This window comes from Streptacidiphilus sp. BW17 (genome assembly GCF_041262485.1).
In the GTDB taxonomy this organism is placed as follows: Bacteria; Actinomycetota; Actinomycetes; order Streptomycetales; family Streptomycetaceae; genus Streptacidiphilus.
The window spans coordinates 1-1,191 of sequence record NZ_JBGCCR010000088.1 but is presented as its reverse complement, the minus strand read 5'-3'; the positions used below and the strand labels follow the sequence as shown (position 1 = coordinate 1,191).

Annotated in this window: 1 protein-coding gene; it reads right to left on the bottom strand. The window is 68.3% G+C overall.

Translation table 11 applies throughout. From position 1 onward, the window contains the following. A complete protein-coding gene (locus tag ABH940_RS36970; protein WP_370107297.1) occupies positions 1 to 1,086 on the bottom strand; it encodes an IS630 family transposase in 1,086 nt (361 codons plus the stop codon). Positions 1,087 to 1,191 lie beyond the last annotated feature (105 nt).

Here is a 1,191-nt window from a genome sequence, read left to right as displayed (position 1 = left end):
CTAGTGATCTGGTTCTGAGATGCGCGTGCAGTAGCGGCAGATGCGGTCGAGGATCTGGTCGGCGGTCTTGGTCCAGCGGAAGGGCTGAGCGGACTCGTTCCAGGTCTGGATCCACTGCTCCAGCGCGGTCTTGAGGCTGTCGAGGGAGCAGTGGACGCCGCGGGCGAGGCAGCGGCGTTCGAGCTCGGCGAACCAGCGCTCGACCTGGTTGATCCAGGACGAGTAGGTCGGCGTGAAGTGCAGCGTGAACCTCGGATGTGCCAGCAGCCAGCGGTGGACGACCGGGGCCTTGTGCGTCGACAGGTTGTCGCAGATCACGTGAACCACCAGGCGTTTGTCGGTCTGCCGGTCGATCTCGTCGAGGAAGTCACGGAAGTCCACCGCCCGATGCTGGGCGGACAGCTTCCCGATCACCTTCCCCGTCGCGGTGTCCAGCGCCGCGAACAGGTCCACGGTCCCGTGCCGCACGTAGTCGAAGCTGCGTCGCTCGGGGACCCCGGGCAGCATTGGCAGCACCGGTGCGGTCCGCTGTAACGCCTGGATCTGCGGCTTCTCGTCCACCGCGAACACCGCCGCGTTCGCCGGCGGGGCCAGGTAGAGGCCGACCACGTCGCGCACCTTGTCCACCAGCAGCGGATCGGGCGAGATCTTGAACGTCTCGACCCGGTGCGGCTGCAGGCCGAACGCGTGCCAGATCCGCAGCACGCTGCTGGGCGAGATCCCCACCACTCTCGCCAGCTCGCGCTTGGACCAGTGGGTGGACCCCGCCGGGCTCTGCTCCAGGGTGCGGACCACCACCTCCTCCACCTGGGCGTCGGTGATGGTCCGCGGCACCCCGGGACGCGGCTCGTCCGAGAGCCCGTCGAGGCGCTCACGCAGGAACCGAGCCCGCCACTTCGTCACCGTCGAGCGGTTCACACGCAGGCGGGACGCCACCGCGATGTTGCTGCCGCCCTCCGCACACGCCAGCACGATCCGCGCCCGCAGGGCCAGCCCCTGCGCGGTCGTGCGCCGCTTGACCCAGTTCTGCAACGTCGCCCGCTCGGCATCCGACAGCACCAGCGGCTCCAACCGGTTGTCGCCCACACCAGCAGCACACCGCCAACCAGCCGGACCCGAAAGCCCCCTGGCAGAACTCGGTACACCAGACAACTCACGAGGCGACGAACAACCTCAAGACCAGATCACTAG